Below are 15,225 nucleotides of genomic sequence, written 5' to 3'. Positions count from 1 at the left end.
TTATGTTCATTACATCTTGGAAATCATGGAGCGTATCTGTAACATCCAGACCACCTCAGCCCCCGATCCCCCGAGGTGTGACGTGCGCAGACACCGCCTTCTGCTGACCGGCCTCTTCCTGTTCGGCGCCGCCGCGTGCGGCCAGACCACCTCCGGCGCGCCCGCGGACGCCGGCGGCGCCTCCGCCGCGGGGACCGAGCCGAAGCCCCAGACGGTCGCCGGTGTCTCCATCACCGCCGACCCGGCCCTCACCGCCCTGCTGCCCGACGCGATCAGGAGCGCCGGCAAGGTCCGCGTCGCCACCGACGCGCCGTACCCGCCGTTCGAGATGTTCGTCTCCGAGGGCGGCACCGAGCTGACCGGCATCGACTACGACCTCGGCCAGGCGCTCGGCGCCAGGCTGGGCGTGCGGTTCGAGTTCGGCCAGCAGAAGTTCGACGGCATCATCCCGGCCATCCAGGCCGGGCAGTACGACGCGGTCATGTCGGCGCTCACCGACAACAAGGAGCGCCAGCAGGTGCTCACCTTCGTCGACTACTCCGTCTCCGGCACCGGCATCCTCGTCAGGAAGGGCAACCCGGAGAAGATCACCGCCCACACCGACCTGTGCGGCAAGGCCGTCGCCGCGCAGGCCGCCACCAACCAGTCGAAGCTGATCGACAAGTGGCAGTCCGACTGCAAGGCCGCGGGCAAACCGGAGATCTCCAAGAAGGAGTACCCCAAGGACACCGACGCCCAGCTCGCCATCAAGGCCGGCACGGTCGTCGCCAGCCTGCAGACCAAGCCCGCGGCCATCTACACCGCCGAGACCGCCGACGGCGGCGCCGCCTTCGAGGCCGTCGACGACCCGGCCGCCATGGGCGGCTACAACGCCTCCCCCAACGGCATCGGCGTGGCCAAGGCGAACCAGCCGCTCGCCCAGGCCGTCCAGAAGGCGCTGCAGTCCCTCATCGACGACGGCGCCTACGGGAAGATCCTGGCCGGGTACGGCGCCGAGTCGATCGCCGTGAAGACCGCCACGATCAACGCGGCCGTGGACTAGGCCGTGCAGGACACCTCATCCCGCCCCGCCGCCCCGGAGGCGGCGGGCGACGCCGCCGGCGTCAGGGCGGTCCCCGTCCGGCACTACGGCCGGTGGGTCGCCGCGGCGGCCGTGCTGTTCCTGCTCGCCGCGCTCGTCAGGTCACTGCTCGCCAACCCTAACCTCGGCTGGCCGACGATCAGGTCCTACCTGTTCAAGGACGTGATCCTCCAGGGCCTGGTGACCACCGTCTGGCTCACCGCCGCCGCGATGGCCCTCGGCCTGGTCGGCGGAACGCTCATCGCCGTCATGCGGCTGTCGAGGAACCCGGTGCTGTCGATCACCTCCGGGGCGTTCGTCTGGCTGTTCCGCGGCACGCCGCTGCTGGTGCAGATCCTGTTCTGGGGGTTCTTCGGGATCTTCTACGCCGACATCCAGCTCGGCGTCCCCTTCACCGGCATCGTCTTCTGGTCGGCCCCCACCAACCAGGTGATCACCCCGATGGTCGCGGCCCTGCTGGCGCTGGGCCTGAACGAGATGGCCTACGCCGCCGAGATCATCAGGGCCGGCATCCAGTCGGTGGACCACGGCCAGACCGAGGCCGCCCACTCCCTGGGCATGTCGCCGCTGCTGACCATGCGCCGCGTGGTGCTGCCGCAGGCCATGCGGGTGATCGTGCCGCCGATGGGCAACGAGACGATCAACATGCTCAAGACCACCGCGCTGGTGTCGGTGATCTCCGCCGCCGAGATGATGACGCAGATCCAGCGGATCTACAGCCAGAACTACCAGACGATCCCGCTGCTCATCGTGGCGAGCGTCTGGTACCTCGTGCTGACCACCCTGCTGTCGGTCCCGCAGTCCTACCTGGAGCGGCGCTTCGGCCGGGGCGTCACCGGGAGCGGACCCGGCGTGTTCCAGCGCATGATCGGAGGAACCCGGTGACGATGGTCCTGGCCGAGAACGTGCGCAAGCGCTTCGGCAGGCTGGAGGTCCTCAAGGGCATCGACCTCGCGGTGGAGCAGGGCCAGGTCATGTGCCTGCTCGGGCCGAGCGGTTCGGGCAAGAGCACCTTCCTGCGCTGCGTCAACCACCTGGAGAAGATCGACGGCGGCCGGCTGTCGGTGGACGGCGAGCTGGTCGGCTACGCCGAACGCGGCGGACGGCTGCACGAGCTGCGGGAGAAGGAGATCGCCCGCCGGCGCCGCGACATCGGCATGGTCTTCCAGCGGTTCAACCTCTTCCCCCACATGACCGCGCTGGAGAACATCGTCGAGGCCCCGATCCGGGTCCGCGGCGAGTCGAAGGCCGACGCCCTGCGGCACGGCCGCGAACTGCTGGCCAGGGTCGGCCTCGCCGACAAGGAGCGCGGCTACCCCGGGCAGCTGTCCGGCGGCCAGCAGCAGCGGGTGGCGATCGCCCGCGCCCTGGCCATGCGGCCCAAGCTGATGCTCTTCGACGAGCCGACCTCCGCCCTCGACCCCGAGCTGGTGGGCGACGTGCTGGACGTCATGCGCGACCTCGCCCGCGACGGCATGACCATGATCGTGGTCACCCACGAGATCGGCTTCGCCCGCGAGGTCGCCGACACCGCCGTGTTCATGGACGGCGGCGTGGTGGTGGAGGCCGGCGACCCGCGTCAGGTCCTCACCGAGCCCCGGCACGAGCGCACCCGCGCCTTCCTGTCGAAGGTCCTATGAACCTCGCCGACTACCTCAGCGACCTGGAGACCCTGGTCAACATCGACTCCGGCTCCTACGACGCGGCCGGCGTCGACAAGGTCGGCGACTTCGTGGCCGCGCGGCTGACCGCGCTCGGCTGCCGGGTCGAGCGCCGTGCGGTCTCCCCCGGTACGGGCGACATCGTGATCGGCCGCAGGCGCGGCGCGGGCGGCCCGCGCGTCCTGCTGCTCGCCCACATGGACACCGTCTTCGAGGCCGGCACCGCCGCCGCCCGCCCGTTCTCCACCGACGGCCGCCGCGCCTACGGGCCGGGCGTCTGCGACGACAAGGGCGGCCTGCTCGCCGGGCTGTACGCGCTGGAGACGGTGCTGCGGCGCGGGCGGGAGCCGTACGACGAGCTGATCCTCTGCTGCTCCCCCGACGAGGAGGTCGGCGGCGCGGGCAGCCGCGCGGTCATCGAGGGCCTCGCCCGGGAGAGCGACCACGCGCTCTGCCTGGAGTGCGCCCGCGAGAACGGCGACCTGGTCAGGGCCCGCAAGGGCGTCGCGGACCTGACGATCACCGTCGAGGGCCGGGCCGCGCACGCCGGCATCGAGCCGGAGCGCGGCGCCGACGCCGCCCTGGCCGCCGCCCACCTGGTCATCGGCCTGCACGCGCTCAACGGCCTGGCCGACGGCGTGACCGTCAACGCCGGGGTCGTCCGGGCCGGCTCCCGGCCGAACATCGTCTGCCCCGAGGCGACGATCGAGGCCGAGATCCGGGCGGGCGCCCTGCGCGACCTGGACGCCGCGCTGCACGCCGTGGACCTGCTGGCCGCCGTACCGCAGGTGCCCGGCACCCGGGCCACCGTACGGCGCGGCACGGTCTGCCCGCCGATGGAGACCACGCCCGCGTCGCTGCGCATGCTCGACCTGGCCCGCGCCATCGCCCGCGACGCCGGTTTCACGCTGGAGGCGGCGGCCACCGGCGGCGTGGGCGACGCCAACCTCACCGCCGGGGCCGGCACCCCCACCCTCGACGGGCTCGGCCCGATCGGCGGCGCCGACCACTCCGAGGACGAGTGGCTCGACCTGGCCAGCGTCGAACCCCGCGTCACCCTTCTGGCCGACCTCATCGAACGACTCACGGAGGCATCATGATCACTGCTCTCATCAGGGGGGCCGCCGCCGTGTTCCTCGCCGGCGCGCTGGCCGCGACGGCCGCCGCCGCGCCCGCCGGGGCACAGGCGAAGGCACAGGACCGGGAACGGGACGGCGGCGGCACGCTGGTGCTCGTCGGCGGCGGCCTGAAGGACGGCAACGCCGAGATCTACGGCGAGATCGTCCGCCGCGCGGGCGGCCCGGCCGCCCGGTTCGGGGTGATCACCGCCGCCTCGGTGCCGCCCAGCCAGGACCCCGACGCCGGCACGCCCGACGCGGCCAACAGCGAGGCCAACGGGGCGTTCTACGCCGGCCTGCTGACCCGGTACGGCGCGGGCTCGGCCGAGTGGCTGCCGATCGACCTCGACCACCCCGACGCCGCCGACTCCCCCGAACTGGCCGCGAAGGTGCGGACGATGACCGGCTTCTTCTTCGGCGGCGGCGACCAGTACCGCTACGTGCGGACGATGATCCGCGACGGCCGCGACTCGCCCGTCCTCGCGGCCGTCCGCGACCGGCTGGAGCACGGCGCGGTCGTCGCGGGCAGCAGCGCCGGCGCGCAGATCCAGGCCGGGCCCGACATGGTGACCGGCGGCGAGTCCTACGAGGGCCTGCGCGACGGCGCCCGCCCCGGATACTTCGACGACGCGGCCGTCCTCGCCTACCACCCGGCCGGCGGCTTCGGGTTCTTCCGTCACGGCCTGCTCGACACCCACTTCTCGGTGTACGGCAGGCAGGGCCGGGCCGTCCGGCTGGCCGCCGACACCGGCCACGACCGGGTGTTCGGCCTGGACGAGAACACCGCGCTGCTGGTCACCGGCGTCGGCACCCGCCGCGAGGACGTCCGGGTGATCGGCGAGCACGGGGTCTCGGTGCTCGACCTCTCCCGGGCCCGCGTCACCCGGAACCCGTGGTCGATCGACGACGTGAGCTGGAGCCACCTGACCCGGGGCGACCGGTGGACGCCCCAGGGGGTGCGCACCGCCCCCGGCAAGCGGCCCGACCGGCCCGAGGACCGGACCGCCCGCCCGGCGAGCCAGGACGTCTTCGACTCCCCCGCGGGCGCCGGTGACGGCTACGAGCTGTTCGACGTCGCCCGGGACCTCGCCACCGCCGGGCGCTCGCGCTCGGTGACCGGCTACACCCTGGAGACCGGCCCGCGCTTCGCGGTCACGCTGACCAAGCCGCACGGGTTCCGCTCCCGCACCGACGGGTCCTTCACCGGGCTGCGCCTGGCCGTCGCACCGGCCTGACCGCGTGGCCCGCCTGCCGTGGCGCCCGGCAGGCGGGCACCACGGCGGGCGGGCGTCCGGCCGACGGGCACCACGGCGGGCCGTGGGCGGACCCGCGTCCGGCCGCGGGTGGACACCGGCGCCGGACGGCGAACATCATCTTCACGGCGGGGGCGTCGCGCCCCCGCCCCGTCACCCGGGGAAAGGAATCGCGGCATGGCGCGGATCAGCGACATGATCAGGGAGCGGCTGGGCGAGTGCAGCCCGGCCGAGCGCAAGGTCGCCCGCGCCCTGCTCGCCTCCTATCCCGCCGCCGGGCTGGAGACCGTGGCCCGGCTGGCCGAGCGCGCCGGGGTGAGCGCGCCGACCGTGCTCCGGTTCGCCGGGCGGCTCGGCTTCGGGGGCTTCCCCGAGCTGCAGGACGCCCTCCGCGCCGAGCTGGGCGAGCGCGACGCCTCCCCGGCCACCCTGTACGAGGCCACCGGGTACGGCTCGCGCGACTCCTCCTCGGCCGAACTGCTGCAGCGGGCGGGCCGGGCGTTCGGCGAGTCCGTCGCCCAGACCTTCGCCGCCATGCCGCCCGGCGACCTGCAGGCCGCGATCGACCTGCTGGCCGACCCCTCCCGCAGGATCCTCATCACCGGGGGCCGCTTCAGCCGGCTCCTCGGCCACTACCTCGCCCTGCACCTGATCCAGATGCGCGGCAACGTCTGTCCGCTGCCCGAGGCGAAGGTCGAGCGTACGGCCGTCCTCGCGGGGACCGGGCGCAGGGACGTCCTGGTCGTCCTCGACTACCGCCGCTACGAGCCGGAGTCGCTGGAGCTGGCCCGCTACGTCCGCGACCGGGGGGCCCGGGTGGTGCTGCTCACCGACCCGTGGCTGTCGCCGATCGCCTCGATCGCCGACGTCGTGCTGCCCGGCCACGTCGGGGCGCCCTCGCCGTACGACAGCCTGGTCCCCACGCTGGCGGTGATCGAGACGGTCGTCGCGGGCGTCCTGACCGCCCTCGGCCCGGCCGGGCACGACCACCTGCGCCGCAACGAGGAGGTCGCCCGCGCCGCCGGCCTGTACGGCTGACCGGCGCCGCCGCGTCGACCGGGAGCGGCGGGATCGGCGTTCACCCGCTGTCCTCCGCCGATACACCGCTAAGGTGGCCGGTGATCCCCACCCCCTCCGGGCGGGTGACGTCTTCCGCGCGCCGAGCGCCGAGCCATGTACAGGAGAACCGATGACCGGCCCGACGGCCACCGTCGACGTGGTGGTCCTCACCATGAACGACCGGCCCGCCGAGTTCCCCAGGGCGATGGAGTCCCTCCTCGCCCAGCGCGGAGTCGATCTGCGCGTGGTCATCGTGGGCAACGGGGTGGAGCCCGACCACGTGCCGGACGGTGTGCGCACCGTCGCCCTGCCCGCCAACGTGGGCATCCCCGGGGGCCGCAACGTCGGCGCCGACGCCCTCTCCGGCCCCGGCGCCGGCGAGTTCGTCTTCTTCTTCGACAACGACGCCGTCCTGCCCGCCCCGGACGTGCTGGCGCGGCTCGTCGCCGAGGCCCGCCGCCGTCCCGGGGCGGCCTACATCCAGCCGCGCATCGCCGATCCCGGCTCCGGGGTCACCCTGCGCCGCTGGGTGCCGCGACTGCGGGCCGGTGAGGCGACCCGGCCGGGCGTCGTCACCGTCATGGCCGAGGGCGTCGTCCTCGTGCGCCGCGCCGACTACGAGGAGGCCGGGGGCTGGCCGGGCCGGTTCTTCCTCTTCCACGAGGGGGTGGACCTGGCCTGGCGACTGTGGGACCTCGGCCGCACCGGCTGGTACGCGCCCGGCGTGGTCGTCCACCACCCCGCCACCGACCCCGCCCGGCACGCCGGCTACTACCGGCTCGTCGCCCGCAACCGGGTCTGGCTCGCCTACCGCCGCCTGCCCGCCCCCCTGATCCCCGTCTACCTGCTGGTCTGGACGCTGCTCAGCGTCGCCCGGATCCGGTCCCGCGCGCACCTCGCCGTATGGGCCGCCGGTCTGCGGGAGGGTCTGGCGGGCGGGCACGGGACTCGCCGTCCGATGTCCTGGACCACGGTGCTGCGTCTGCTCCGCGCCGGCCGCCCGCCGATCGTTTAGCGCCGGTTCCCGTACGGCGGGACGGGCCGGCCGTACGGCGCGGCGGCGTCCGTTCCGCGGTCCACGCCTGGCGGGTGGGGTTCCGCGGCTCACGCCTGGCGGGTGGGCAGGACGACGATCTGGCGCAGGTTGACGTGGCGGGGGCGGCTGGTCACGTAGGCGACGAGGTCGGCGATCTCGCCGGCCGACAGCGAGCCGAGCGCGGCGGCCATCTCCTTGAGCAGGCCCTCCTCCCCCAGTTCGGGGTTGTCGACGTGCGAGCCCAGCTCGGTGTCGGTCAGGCCGGGCTCGATGTTGGTCACCCGCACGTCCCGCGGCCCGAACTCGGTGCGCAGCGACGCCGACAGGTGGGTCAACGCGGCCTTGGTCGCGGCGTAGACGGTGTAGCCGGGGAAGAGCGAGTGCGCGCCGATCGAGGAGATGTTCACCAGGTCGGCGACGTCCCCGCGGGCCGCGGCGACGACGAGGTCGGCGGTGAACGCGCGGATGATCCGCAGGGCGCCGGTGACGTTGGTGTCGATCATCCGGGTCCACTCGTCGGCGCGGCCGTCGTCGATCGGGTTGGCCAGCATCACGCCGGCGGCGTTGACCACCAGGTCGGCCGCGCCCAGCTCGGCGTGGACGCGGGCGACTCCGGCGTCGACGGACGCCTGGTCGGTGACGTCCACGGCCACCGCGATCGCCCGGCCGCCGTCCCGCTCGATCTCGGCGGCGAGCTCCTTGAGGCGGTCCTCGCGGCGGGCCAGCAGCGCCACGCGGGCGCCGTGCGCGGCCAGCAGCCGGGCGGTCGCGGCGCCCATGCCGCTCGCGGCCCCGGTGACGACGGCGGTGCGGCCGGAAAGGGAGGTGTAGTCCACGGTGTTCTCCAGGTTCTGCCAGGTTCTGCATGGTTCGGTGAAGTCCTGCGAGGTCCCCGCCCGGATCTCCTTGGGGTTCTCCGGGGTCTCGCTCCGGGATGTCCTCCCGGTGTGAGACCACTCTGCCGCCGGCCGCGCCGTCTACCCAGAGCACTGGTTTTCCTGGGTCTGCGGTTACCACCTTCGCGGACGGTGTCCCTCGGCAACGGGACGGCCACCCGGCCGCTCCCCTCCTCTGCGGCCCCGGTCCCGCCGCGCCGCGGCGGGCCGCGACCCGGCCGCTCCCGCCCGTGCCGTGGCGGGCCACCGCGCCGGAGCCGTACCGGGACCACCGCTAAGGTCGCGGGCATGGAGGGAACCAATCTGGACGAACTCGGCGGCTTCCTGCGGTCCCGCCGTGCCCGTATCCGGCCCGAGGAGGCGAACCTGCCGGACGCGGGTCGGCGGCGGCGGGTACCCGGACTGCGCCGCGAGGAGGTCGCCCTGCTCGCCGGGGTGAGCGTCGACTACTACGTCCGGCTGGAGCAGGGACGCGGGCACAACGTCTCGGACGCCGTGCTCGACGCGGTCGCCCGCGTGCTGCGGCTCGACGCGACCGAGCGGGCGCACCTGTACGACCTGGCCCGGCCGCCGCGCGAGGCGGAGCCGCCGGCCCCGGCCGCCGTCCGGCCGCAGGTCCAGATGATGCTGGACGCCCTGCAGGCCCCCGCCTTCGTGCTGGGCCGGTGCATGGACGTCCTGGCGTGGAACGCGCTGGGCGACGCCGTCGCCGGCTTCTCCGCGATGCCGCCCGGCGAGCGCAACATGGCCCGGCAGGCGTTCCTGGACCCCGCCGCCCGGACGATCTACCCGCGCTGGACGGAGGTCGCGACCGAGACCGCGGCGTACCTGCGGCTGGACGCGGCGCGCCACCCGGGCGACCCCCGGATGGCCGCCCTGGTCGCGGAGCTGTCCGCGGGAAACTCCGAGTTCCGGGCCCTGTGGGAGGACCACACGGTCCGGGAGAAGGCCGGCGGCCGCAAGCTGATCCGCCATCCGGTCGCCGGCCTGCTCGACGTCGGCTACGAGACGCTGGCCCTGCCCGGCGACCCCGACCAGCTGATCGTCGTCTACGTGGTGGCCCCGGACTCGGCGGAGGCGGAGAAGCTCGCGTCCCTCGCCGCCGCGGGCCGGAGCGGGCGCGGCTGACCCGCCGTGCCCGCGACCGGCGGCGCCGTGCGGGGGGCCGCCCGCGCCGCCGCCCCGCCGGAACCCGCCCCGGCGCTGCGCTCCCCGGTGATCAGGACGGCCGCGTCCGCCCGTAGACGGCCCGGCCGGCTCCGGTGACGAAGGCCCAGTAGCGGTCGCCGTAGGACCAGTGCCACCATTCGGTCGGGTAGTTCACCAGACCCGCCGCGGCGAGAGCCCCGCCCATCGTCCGGCGGTTGCGCCGGGCCTCGGCGGAGATCCCCCGTGAGGCGGTGTAGCAGGGTCCGTCCTCGCCGAGCGGAGTCGCGTTGACCTCCGTGCCCATCGGCAGCTCAAGGCCCTCCCGGGTGCAGAGCGTGAGATCGACCGCCGCTCCGGAGACGTGCGGCGCCACCTCGGGTGGCGAGATGTAGCGGCCCGCCTCGCGCCGCAGGGCGCTCTGCGTCCAGCCGGGATGGGATGTCCGCAGCTCGTCGACGGACTCCTGGAAGTAGCGCTCCTGAAGCTCGGGCGGACGGTAGCCCTCCACCACCAGCAGGGCGAGATCGGGTTCCAGCAGTTCCTGGGCGACGAGCAGCCGCTCGGCGACGCCTCGCCGCAGGAGGGCGTAGGCGCCCGCGTCGTCGGCCAGCCGGGAGTCCAGGTGGAACGCTCCGAAGCCCCGCAGGTCCACCAACGGCTCCCCGCAGTCCTGGACCGGCACCGCGGAGACCACCGGGTCCGACATCAACACCGGCTCGTACACCACTCAAGCTCCGTTTCCAGTGAGTCCGGCATCCGGCACCTCGTGTGGCGCCGCCGGTGGCCCCTTCCGCCGGGACCACCATGGACGGCGCCTCTTCAACTTCGCTGTAAATCCGCTTCAACCGAGCGGGACCGGCCGGGACCGTCATGGCGGTCCCGGCCGGCGGGCTTCCTCACTCAGGCGTCGAAGCCGGAGGCGACGATCTTCTGGACGTTGCCGTCGTAGACGTTGGGCGAGGCGTCCCAGCCCAGGTTGCGGTAGGCGTGCACCGTCTTGTCCGCGAAGATCGACACGATCTCCGCCCGCCCGTCACCGTCCAGGTCACCGAACTTCGTCCGCGACTGGTCACCGAACCCCGACGCCACGACCTTCTGCACATTGCCGTCGAACACCTTGGCCGCATCCCAGCCCAGGTTCCGGTACACGTGCACATCACCGTTGGCGTAGAACGCCATGATCTCCGCCCGGCCGTCCCCGTCGACGTCGGCGAACTTGGTCCCCGGCGCGCTGAACCCCGACGCCACGACCTTCTGCACGTTGCCGTCGAACACCGTCGCCGCATCCCAGCCCAGGTTGCGATACACGTGCACATCACCGTTGGCGTACGGACCCACCAGATCATCCCGGCCGTCCCCGTCCACATCCGCGAACGTCGTACGCGTCGCATCCTTGAACCCCGACGCCACCACCTTGACGTCCACCCCGTCATACACCTTCGGCGCATCCCAGCCCGCGTTCCGGTACGCGTGCACCGACCCGTCCGCCCAGATCCCGATGATCTCCGCCCGCCCGTCACCATCCAGATCAGCGAACTTCGTCCGCTCCGGATCGGTGAACCCCGACGCCACCACCTTGGTGTCCACCCCGTCGTACACCTTGGCCGCATCCCAGCCCGCGTTCCGGTACGCGTGCACCGTCCCGTCCGCCCAGATCCCGATGAGCTCGTCCCGCCCGTCACCGTCCAGATCCGCGAACCGCGTCCGCCCGTCCACCACCGTGGGGGCCGGGGGCACACTGTCGACGATCGGCGCCGAGTAGCCGACGATGTCGGCGTCCGAGCGCGAGTAGCTCCTCGACCGGGTGGCGTCGCCGCTGTTGCCTTCGATGGTGTAGACCGTGCTCGCCGTCGAGGAGGTCACGATGCCCACGTGGTCGATGCCGCCGTCGTGGTCCCAGTCGAAGACCAGCGAGTCGCCCGGCTGGGGAGCGTAGCCGCTGGCCCGGGTGTGCCAGGTGCCGTGCGCGACCCCGTAGTCCTTGAACGAGCTGGCCCAGCCGGTCAGCACGCCGCCGGAGGTCTCCGGCACGTCCGCGTACGCCACGCCGGCGTTCTTCCAGACGTACTTGGCGAAGTCCGCGCACCAGTCGCTGTCCCGGAACTGCACCCCGTCGGCGGAGCCGCAACCCGAGGCCGATTTCCAGGTGCGGAAGTAGCCCGTGTAGTAGTTACAGCCGCTGCCGGCCGGCTTCTCGACGTTGCGTGACGCCTTGCCGAGCTCCGCCTTCGCCACGTCCACGATGCCGTCGCGGGTGGCGGCGGACGCCGGCGTGACCGTCGCCGCCTGTAGCCCGGCCAGCACCACCGTGCCCGCCGCCAGCCCGCAGACGACGCGCCGCACACCGTGTCCCGTGTTCTTCATGGGTTTCTCCTCCTCGTTCGCTTCCGCTGTGAACGAGGATCGGCGCGCGGCCTTCAACCGCTCTGTAAACGCTCTCCAACCCGGCGCGATCGGCTGCGAAACCGCTGGAGGAATTCTTCAGCCTCGCTGAAATCACCGGTCATCGGCGATCTCGGCCAGCTCGCCGTACTCGCGAGTGCCGTGGTCACGGAAGATCTCCATCGCCTCCGCGCGTGCCGCGCGCGCCGCGGCGCCCTCCCCCCGGCTGTCATGCAGCACCGCCAGGTCACGCAGGCAGCGTGCCCGGTACAGCGGCAGCCGCAGTACGGCGAACCGCTCGATCGCCTCGCGCAGGAATGCCTCCGCCTCCGCGGGCTCGCCGGCGGCCAGGCTCCTCTGGCCCAGGGTGCGCAGGGCGAGGGCCTCACCCCACCGGTCCCCCATGGACCGGGCGACGGCGAGCGCGGCCTCCAGCGGCTCGCGTGCCGCCGCCGGGTCTCCGAGGCGCAGCCGGGCCTTGGCCCAGGTGCGCCGCGCGTGCGCCCCCAGCAGCCGGTCATTCAGCTCGGTGAAGATCCGCAGCGCCCGCCCGGCGTCCTCCTCGGCGGCGGACGGGTCGTCGCCGGCCAGGTGGCGAAGCGCCATGGTGCGCAGCACCAGCCCCTCCCCGCGGAGACTGCCCGCCGACCGGTAGAGGTCGAGTGCCTCCGCCAGGGGGCCGGCCGACGACTCCAGCTCGCCGCGCTCGACCAGCACCGCCCCCTTCAGACGCAGCACGTGTGCCAGCGCCGCGACGTCGTCCTCGCCGCGCCACTTCTCCTCCGCAAGGCCCAGGAAACGCAGCGCCTCGGGCAGGTCTCCCTGCTCCCGGCAGGCGCCGCCCATCAGCGCCAGGACGACGCGTTCGCCGTGGGCGTCACCGATGGACCGGAAGATCCGCAGTGCCCGGCCGAGATTCGTGCGGGCCTCGGTGAACCGGTCCTGTTCCAGGCGGACCTGCCCCAGGCAGGCCAGCAGCGTCGCCTCGCCGAGGGTGTTGCCGGTGCGCTGGACGACGCCGAGCGCGGCATCATGGATGCGCTCCCACGAGACGAAGTTGTTCTCGAAGATCATGGGGGAGGCGCAGGTCGCCGAGGCCACCTCGATGACGATGTCGTCCAGGTCCTCGGCCGCCGCCCGCTCCACACCGACCGCGAGGTTCTCCTCCTCCATACGGATCCAGCCCGCCGGGTCGGCCAGTACCGCGTCCTCGACCTCCGGATCGACCGCTACCGCGTGCCGGTGTCCGGCGCGCAGGGTCGGCGTGCCCGGCGGGACGGCCGCGCCGGTGCGGTCCAGCAGCCACAGCCAGCTGCCGAGCACCCGGCGCACCGCGGCCCGCAGCCCGTCGCCGGAGTCATCCACCTCCGCCTGCTCGCGGGCGAACAGACGGATGAGATCGTGCAGGCGGTAGCGGATGCCGCCGGTGGCGTCCACGCCCTCCACATCGACCAGTGAGGCGTCGACCAGCTGTTCCAGGAGCCGGTCGGTCTCCAGGTCGTCGGCGTCCAGGGCGGCGGCGGCCACCCAGGCCGGGAAGTGGGGCAGTCCCAGCCAGCCGAGGTACCGCAGCGCGCGGCGTGCCGGCTCGGACAACAGGTCGTAGCTCAGACTGATGCTCGCCCGCACCTCCTGGTCACCCACGGCGAGTTCGTCCAGACGGTGCCGCTCGTCGGTGAGGCGCCGGGTGAAGTACCCGACCGACCACTGCCGGCGCGCGGCGAGCCGGGCGCCGGCGACCCGGATGGCCAGCGGCAGCGCCCCGCACTGCCCGACGATCCGCCGCGCGTCCTCGGGCTCGGCGGCGACCCGGTCCGCTCCGGCGATCCGGCCGAGCAGCTCCAGCCCTGCTTCCGTGTCCATCACCCCCAGGTCGGTGAGCAGCGAGCCGGCCAGTCCCGCCAGCCGGTTCCGCGAGGTGACCAGCACCGCGCACCCGGGCGAGCCGGGAAGCAGCGGCCTGACCTGGCGCTCCCCCGCCGCGTCGTCCAGCACGAGCAGCATCCGGCGACCGGCGAGCAGCGTTCGGTAACGGTTCACCCGCTCCTCCAGTCCGGTGGGCAGCTCACCGGCCGGGATGCCGAGCTCACGCAGTAACCGGGCGAGCACCTCGTCAGGTGTGACGGTGTCGGAGGTGCCGCGCAGTTCGACGTGGATCTGCCCGTCCGAGTACCGGTCGGCGATGTCATGGGCGACCCGCAGGGCGAGCGCCGACTTGCCGACACCACCGGGGCCGGAGATCACACAGATGGGGGTGGCGTCCGGACGGGTCAGCGCCGTCCGCAGCGACGCCCGCTCGGTGTCACGCCCGGTGAAGTCGAACGGGGATGGCGGCAGCTGACGCGGGAGGACCCTCTCCCTCTCCTCTTCTTCGAGGCTCGGCGGGACGGGTTCGGTGCCGCCGTCGGCGGCCTGCGCGGGCCGCGGCGGGACCCCGGCGGGTTCGGGGGGTCGCGAGGGGGACGGTGGATCCGCCGGCCCGGACGGGCGGGCCGGTCCGGCGGGGGGCGCGGGTACGGCGAGGCGGGAGCGCCGGGCGAGGGCGGGGTCGGCGCGCAGGATGGCCTCCTGAAGCCGGCGCAGTTCCGGGCCGGGATCGATGCCGAGCTCGTCCGCCAGTGCCGCCGCGCCGCGCCGGAACTCCGCGAGGGCGTCACTCTGGCGCCCCGCCCGGTACAACGCCGTCATGAGGTGCCCGCGCAGCCCCTCGTGCAGGGGATGGTGGGCGACCAGTTCGGTCAGCTCGCCGATCAGCCGGTCCGGCCTGCCGGTCTCCAGCTCGGCGGCGATCCGCTCACCGGTCACCGTGAGTCGTAGCTCGTCCAACCGGCGGCCCGCCATCTGGGGAAGCACGTCCCCGGTGCCCCCGAGTGCCGGACCGCGCCACAGCGCGAGCGCGGCCTGGAAAGACGCGACGGCCTCCTCGTGCCGTCCGTCGGCCGCCGCCGACCGCGCCTCGGCGATCCGGTGTTCGGCCACGTGCAGATCGAGCGTTCCCGGCGGGATCTCGGCGAGGTAGCCGACGCGGTGCGAGCCGATGACCGGGGGCAGACCGGCCCGGGTGAGGGATCGGCGCAGTGAGGAGACGTAGGTCTGCAGGACCGCGCGGGCGGTGTCCGGTGGCCGGTCGCCCCACACGACCTCCATCAGCCGCCCGGCGGGAACGACGTGTCCTGCCTCCAGCAGCAGCGCGGCGAGCAGCGCCCGTGGCTTGGCTCCACCGAGCGCCACCTGGTGCGCGCCTTCCCGGACCTCTACGGGGCCGAGGATTCGGAACTCCATGGGCTCACACTGGCACGGGCCCGCCTCATGATCCATCTCTAAGCCTAGAGGTGTGCCCCATGTGAACAAACCGCCATAGAGCGGCCTCCGCTGCGGGGCGTCCGGTTCCCGGACCGACAGCGGCACCCGGCCCCCGAACCGGCTTGCGGCCGGGGACCGCGTCCCGATTCGGGAGCCGGAGCGTCGATTCCATGATCAAATCAGCGCGGCGACCCACAGAGCGGTGTGCGCGTCGAGGTGGTCGGCGGCCGTCTTCCCCGGGGATCATCCCTCCGGTGACGCCTGCAAAATTATTCCTTGACACGAAT

At 73.4% G+C, this 15,225-nt stretch carries 12 protein-coding genes; 8 read left to right on the top strand and 4 right to left on the bottom strand.

Going from position 1 to position 15,225, the window contains the following annotated elements; genetic code table 11:
- Positions 1–82: 82 nt before the first annotated feature.
- The 7 genes from ACZ6W9_RS23160 (at position 83) to ACZ6W9_RS23130 (ending at position 7,187) form a co-directional block, all read left to right on the top strand.
- The gene (locus tag ACZ6W9_RS23160; RefSeq protein ID WP_389963948.1) at positions 83–1,042 is read left to right on the top strand and encodes an ABC transporter substrate-binding protein; all 960 of its coding nucleotides are present in this window, start codon (positions 83–85) and stop codon (positions 1,040–1,042) included.
- A 3-nt stretch (positions 1,043–1,045) separates the two neighbouring features.
- Entirely contained in the window at positions 1,046–1,966 is a 921-nt protein-coding gene (locus tag ACZ6W9_RS23155; protein ID WP_470119562.1) for an amino acid ABC transporter permease, read from the top strand.
- Positions 1,967–1,968: 2 nt separating this feature from the next.
- Positions 1,969–2,721, top strand: a complete 753-nt coding sequence (locus tag ACZ6W9_RS23150; protein WP_470119704.1) for an amino acid ABC transporter ATP-binding protein — start codon at positions 1,969–1,971, stop codon at positions 2,719–2,721.
- Positions 2,718–3,842 (top strand): M20 family metallopeptidase, encoded by a 1,125-nt coding sequence (locus ACZ6W9_RS23145; RefSeq protein ID WP_470119560.1) that lies wholly within the window; start codon positions 2,718–2,720, stop codon positions 3,840–3,842. Before ACZ6W9_RS23150 ends, ACZ6W9_RS23145 begins: the two co-directional genes overlap by 4 nt.
- Positions 3,839–5,095, top strand: coding sequence for a cyanophycinase (locus ACZ6W9_RS23140; protein ID WP_470119559.1), 1,257 nt, complete (start codon positions 3,839–3,841; stop codon positions 5,093–5,095). Before ACZ6W9_RS23145 ends, ACZ6W9_RS23140 begins: the two co-directional genes overlap by 4 nt.
- A 195-nt stretch (positions 5,096–5,290) precedes the next feature.
- Complete coding sequence (locus ACZ6W9_RS23135; protein ID WP_389963959.1) at positions 5,291–6,151, top strand: MurR/RpiR family transcriptional regulator; 861 nt, start codon at positions 5,291–5,293, stop codon at positions 6,149–6,151.
- 151 nt (positions 6,152–6,302) lie between these two features.
- Positions 6,303–7,187: a glycosyltransferase family 2 protein gene (locus ACZ6W9_RS23130; RefSeq protein WP_389963961.1), complete on the top strand. Its 885-nt coding sequence runs from the start codon at positions 6,303–6,305 to the stop codon at positions 7,185–7,187.
- 89 nt (positions 7,188–7,276) lie between these two features.
- Here ACZ6W9_RS23130 and ACZ6W9_RS23125 read toward each other — a convergent pair whose 3' ends face one another.
- Positions 7,277–8,044 (bottom strand): SDR family oxidoreductase, encoded by a 768-nt coding sequence (locus ACZ6W9_RS23125; RefSeq protein ID WP_470119556.1) that lies wholly within the window; start codon positions 8,042–8,044, stop codon positions 7,277–7,279.
- A 348-nt stretch (positions 8,045–8,392) separates the two neighbouring features.
- On the opposite strand from ACZ6W9_RS23125, the gene ACZ6W9_RS23120 reads away from it, so the two are divergent.
- Complete coding sequence (locus ACZ6W9_RS23120) at positions 8,393–9,232, top strand: helix-turn-helix transcriptional regulator (protein WP_389963967.1); 840 nt, start codon at positions 8,393–8,395, stop codon at positions 9,230–9,232.
- A 91-nt stretch (positions 9,233–9,323) separates the two neighbouring features.
- Here ACZ6W9_RS23120 and ACZ6W9_RS23115 read toward each other — a convergent pair whose 3' ends face one another.
- The 3 genes from ACZ6W9_RS23115 to ACZ6W9_RS23105 form a co-directional block, all read right to left on the bottom strand.
- Positions 9,324–9,980, bottom strand: coding sequence for a M15 family metallopeptidase (locus tag ACZ6W9_RS23115; RefSeq protein WP_389963971.1), 657 nt, complete (start codon positions 9,978–9,980; stop codon positions 9,324–9,326).
- Positions 9,981–10,153: 173 nt separating this feature from the next.
- Positions 10,154–11,617 carry an FG-GAP-like repeat-containing protein gene (locus ACZ6W9_RS23110; protein ID WP_389963974.1) on the bottom strand — a complete coding sequence of 488 codons (1,464 nt, stop codon included), beginning with the start codon at positions 11,615–11,617 and terminating at the stop codon, positions 10,154–10,156.
- Between the two features lie 132 nt (positions 11,618–11,749).
- Positions 11,750–14,917, bottom strand: coding sequence for an AfsR/SARP family transcriptional regulator (locus tag ACZ6W9_RS23105; protein WP_389963977.1), 3,168 nt, complete (start codon positions 14,915–14,917; stop codon positions 11,750–11,752).
- Positions 14,918–15,225 lie beyond the last annotated feature (308 nt).

Source organism: Streptosporangium sp. NPDC053982 (assembly GCF_055585205.1).
The sequence above is the reverse complement of the archived record's forward strand: the minus strand, read 5'-3'. Positions and strand labels throughout refer to the sequence as shown.